Consider the following 4,489-nt stretch of genomic DNA (forward strand, 5'->3'; position numbering starts at 1 on the left):
TACCTCGTCCGTGCTTCCGTCGGTGTAGGAAACGACGATGGTGGCGGTGGTATCGCCAGGCTCGGACGTGTCGACCGGGTTCTTGAAGGTGACGTCTTTGACCGGGAGCTTGTCCAGGTTGGTGATGGCCTTCTTCGCGGCGTCGTTGGTCACCTCCGTGCCGACCTTGGTAGCGATAGCGTCGCCGACGATCGGATCGTATTGATCGTTTTGCGTCGTCACGGTGATAGGGACGTTAAACGCGGGGGAAACCGAGCCGTCAGCAAATTCGACCTGGACGGGCACGTTGTGTGTGCCCTTGAGCGACACGTCATTGGGGCGGGCAACAATTTGTCCTTTTTCGATGCGTACCCAGTTGCGGTTGTTGTTCACATCGGAGACGAAGAGCTTAGCCCCCTGCGGGGTTTCCGAGACGTCATTTTTGTTTACGGCTGTAGCGTCGATGAATTTGGGGCCGTCTACTGCACCCGGCTCTTTGACGCCGACTGTGATCGACCCGCGGAAGTCTGCCGTGAATCGGGCTGCGTCCTTCAGATTCCCGACGAAGATCTGGAAATTCGGGATGTCGTACTCGGGACCGTCATTCTTCCCGTACATAAACGTGAATGGGAGTTCTACCAACCCAAGTTCGGGAGATTTGTCGGCGACTGTAATTTTCGTACCGATGGTTTTGCCGGGGGTGTCGTACGTGATCTCGGCGTCGTTGCCCTCTACGGCGTAGAACTCTTTGGCGTTATTGCTCGCATCGACGATGTGTTGTTGTTTTTCAACCTTGTATTCGATCTTGTCGCCGTTGTCATTCAACGGCCAGTCGACGTTCGTTCCGGGGTCGCGAATCGGGTCATCGAAGGCTACTCCTTCGAAGGTCTTGGTTTCGCCCGGTGCAATAACAATTGGGTGCCGGGGGAACTTAGGCTCGTAGCGGACAAAATCAGGCAACTTTTCTTTGTCGATGTCGCCGTTGCTGTTTCGCGGAATGCCGTCGCGATTGACGTACAGGGTGATGCTTGTTTTGAACGTGGAGCCAGACGGATCCTTCGCCTCGGTGGATAGCGTCCAAACATTTTGGTTCATGCCGTAGCCGCTGTCCGGCACCACTTTGGGGACGTTGACGGTCACGCTGCCGTCGTCATGAAACTCTGCCCAATCCGGATTTTCCCAGGGCTGGTCGCCAGCAGGTTGCGTGGACCATGTGAGCCCTACGGGCGCGCTGCGCTTCACTGTTTCCGGATAGAACTCCCAGTATTCGGGGGCGTCGATCTTAATTGTTTCGCCCGGGTCAGCCACGTAGTAATCGGCGTAAGTCGGCCGGTACGTCAGGAACCAGGGCAGCTTGTCTTCGTTGGTCCCCTGGAGCCCGACGCTCGGAACCTCCGTGTCTTCCCTGTCCGGAACCACGGCTTGTGCGTACGCGGCGACCGGAGCGGTCATGCTGACTGCGGCGGTGCCGGAGATAGCCAGCGTAGCTGCCATGGATGCGGCGAGGGCCGGGCGAAGATCAACCTTGCGGGGGGTGAAGATAGACCGCATGTGGGTCCCTTTCTGAGGAGACGGCTAATAGGAAGAATCAGTCCCGGGAACCTGATCTACGGCACCAAACTGTTTTGAAAAACGCTTGATGCAGGGTTGGAGGGACCTTTGTATGGAATGTTACGGCATTGGTCATACAAAGGCACGGGGAGGCGCTGATACGTGTCGCCAAAATGGGGGTAGCCGGGGAATCCCAGCGCAGTGCGGGTGGGGTGGCTGAAAACGGGGAACTCGGAGAATTAGTGGCGCACCTTGGGTTTTCCTGTAGCCGTCGGCGCTCGTCGCGAGCTCTTAGTGGCGGAAGTTGCCCACCCAACGCTGCCAGGCGTGCTGGGCGTCGGAGGAGAAGCCTCCGGGCTGCGGCGCGGCCGCTTCCTGTGGCTGCTCGGAGGGGGCTGCGGGTGCTTCCGGCGCTGCCGGCTCGGCCGGTGCCTGCTGCTGTGGAGTGCCCGGCTCGCTCTGGCTTTCGTTGGCACCATCGTTGAGGCCCATCGGACGCAGTGCCTCGGAGGCCTGCTGGGCTGCCTCGCTGGCGGCGGACTGTGCTGCGGATTCCGCTGCGCTCGCCGGGTTCTCCGCGCCTTGGCCGCTCGGGCCGCCCGGGGTTGCGGAAGCGGTCGGCTCCGTCGCCGGTGCGGCGGTCGTGGGCTCGCTGTTCTGGGCGCCGGCGGTGTCGGCGGTGCCCGGGGTGCCCGCAGCGCCCGGCTGCGCCGAATCGTTCGCGCCGCCGGTGGTGCCCGTGGTCGCCTCCGCCTCGGGGCCTGCCACCGCAGTCGTGGGCATCACGGTCGTGGGCACCACGTTGGTGGGGCGGAAGACGCGCGTGGACTGGTTCGACGGCTGTGCGGTACCCACCACCGCGTGCTGCGGCGCGTACGGGTCGGAGTTCAGGTTGTAGTTGGAACCGCCGCCCTGCTGGGCGGGTGCGGCCTGGTACGCGTCGGTGTCGTGGTTCGCGTTCTGGTGGCGGGGGTTCTGGTTGTCCCCGCTGGTGGTGGAGGAATTGTGGTCCGCGGGGGCGTCGCTAAGCGCCGTTGCCTTCGTGGACTTCGAGATTGCAGACTCGGTGCTGGAGGCGGAGGTGTCCGGATGCTTCGTGTCGCTGTCCGTGACGTACCCGGCCTGCGCGGAGCGGTCGGAGGCGGAGGTGTTGAACACCACGATGCCCACCACGATGGCTACCAGGATGCCGGCCGTCATGAAGAGGCCCACGCGGGGCTGGTTGTCCTTCATCGCTCCTCCTCTCGCATGTCACGCTATTGAGTCAAAAGTATTACAACCCTATAACAAAAGTTGCGCTGAAGCCGTTATAGCACGCCGCAGGGGAAATTTTGTGTCCGAGTGATCGCAAACACACCCGCGGTGGCGCGATCGTGGTAGACCTAAGGGGCAAACTGCCCAATATAGAAGGAGACGCCGATGAGTACGTGGGACGAGGAAATCTTTTCCATCGACGCCAACACTGACTTTCTCGACGAGCTGGATGCCCTCGAGGGTGACGAGCTCGAGCAGGCGCTTATCGACGCCGTGCTGCTGGCCGCCAACCAAGACCCCAGCACCGTCAGCGAGGACGAGCTGCTGAACGCCCAGGCCGCGGCGACGATCGTGGCCATCTGGTCCGGCGCCCCCTTCTCCGCGGGCGAGACGGCCGATACGTACACCTTTATCCGCACGCACAACGGCGCGCTGGACGAGGAAACCGCGGAGGCGGCCACGTCCGTGCTCGAGGCCGCGGCCGAGCACACCGACGCGGACCTGGACCAGTTCCTCGAAGCGCTGGCGTAGGCGCGCGAGCATGATCATCGCAGTCGAAGGCATCGACGGCGCCGGAAAGAACACCCTGGTCCAGGCGCTGCGCCGCGAGCGGGGCGCGGACGCGCTGGCGTTTCCCCGCTACGCGGACTCGATCCACGCGCAGCTGGCGCAGCAGGCGCTGCACGGGAAGATGGGCGACCTGACCGACTCCGCGTACGGCATGGCCACCATGTTTGCGCTGGACCGCTTCGGGGCGAGGGCGGACATCGCACGCTACAAGGGCAGCGACGAGCTCGTGATCCTGGACCGCTACGTGGCGTCCAACGCGGCGTACTCCTGGGCGCGCACCGGCGACGAATCGGTGGTGGAGTGGGTTCGCGAGCTGGAGTTTGACCGGCTCGGCCTTCCTCTGCCGGACCTGCAGGTGCTCGTGGATACGCCCCCGGAGGTCGCGCAGGAGCGGGCAGTCCAGCGCGCGGCGCAGGACGCCTCGCGCGAGCGCGACCGTTACGAGCGGGATGCGCAGCTGCAGCGCGACACCCACAGCGCCTACGTGTCCCTGGCGGAAGCCGGCTGGGTGAGTCCGTGGATTCGCACCAGTGATGCGGGCACTATTATGCAAGCAGTGAAAGACTTCTACGCCAAGGAGCCGTGATGCAGCCGAAGATCCTCGTTGTTGATGATGACCCAGCCATCAATGAGATGCTCACCATCGTGCTGGAGGCCGAGGGCTTCCGCACCGCGTCCGTCCAGGACGGCGCGGAGGCGGTGGACGCGTTCCATAGCTTTGACCCGGACCTGATCTTGTTGGACCTCATGCTCCCGGGCGTCAACGGCATTGACATCTGCCGCGAGATCCGCCGCACCTCTCCGGTGCCCATCGTCATGCTCACCGCGAAGACCGACACGGTCGACGTGGTGCTCGGCCTGGAGTCTGGGGCGGACGACTACATCACCAAGCCGTTCAAGCCGAAGGAGCTGGTGGCCCGCATTCGCGCCCGTCTGCGCCGTACCGACGACCAGGCCAGCGACGTCCTCCACGTGGGCGACCTGACCATTGACGTCCCGCAGCACATTGTCAGCCGCGGCAGCGAGGAGATCTCGCTGACCCCGCTGGAGTTCGACTTGCTGCTGGAGATGGCGCGCAAGCCCAACCAGGTGCACACCCGCGAGGAGCTGCTGGAAACGGTGTGGGGCTACCGCA

The 4,489-nt window shown here is 63.5% G+C and carries 5 protein-coding genes; 3 read left to right on the forward strand and 2 right to left on the reverse strand.

The features are described 5' to 3' along the window. The coding region (locus EAW56_RS11120; protein WP_244213418.1) for a Rib/alpha-like domain-containing protein at nucleotides 1-1,530 on the reverse strand (1,530 nt) is incomplete at its 3' end. A gap of 291 nt (nucleotides 1,531-1,821) precedes the next feature. Then, nucleotides 1,822-2,763 carry a hypothetical protein gene (locus EAW56_RS11125; RefSeq protein ID WP_122086589.1) on the reverse strand — a complete coding sequence of 314 codons (942 nt, stop codon included), beginning with the start codon at nucleotides 2,761-2,763 and terminating at the stop codon, nucleotides 1,822-1,824. 186 nt (nucleotides 2,764-2,949) lie between these two features. On the opposite strand from EAW56_RS11125, the gene EAW56_RS11130 reads away from it, so the two are divergent. From EAW56_RS11130 to EAW56_RS11140, 3 genes are all read left to right on the forward strand, one after another. After that, complete coding sequence (locus tag EAW56_RS11130) at nucleotides 2,950-3,315, forward strand: DUF4259 domain-containing protein (protein WP_122086591.1); 366 nt, start codon at nucleotides 2,950-2,952, stop codon at nucleotides 3,313-3,315. 10 nt (nucleotides 3,316-3,325) lie between these two features. Next, nucleotides 3,326-3,940: a dTMP kinase gene (locus EAW56_RS11135; protein WP_122086593.1), complete on the forward strand. Its 615-nt coding sequence runs from the start codon at nucleotides 3,326-3,328 to the stop codon at nucleotides 3,938-3,940. After that, on the forward strand, nucleotides 3,940-4,489 hold a 550-nt coding region (locus tag EAW56_RS11140; RefSeq protein ID WP_147453302.1), incomplete at its 3' end, for a response regulator transcription factor. The genes EAW56_RS11135 and EAW56_RS11140, both read left to right, overlap by 1 nt.

It is taken from the genome of Corynebacterium gottingense (assembly GCF_003693265.1).
Classification (GTDB): Bacteria; Actinomycetota; Actinomycetes; order Mycobacteriales; family Mycobacteriaceae; genus Corynebacterium; species Corynebacterium gottingense.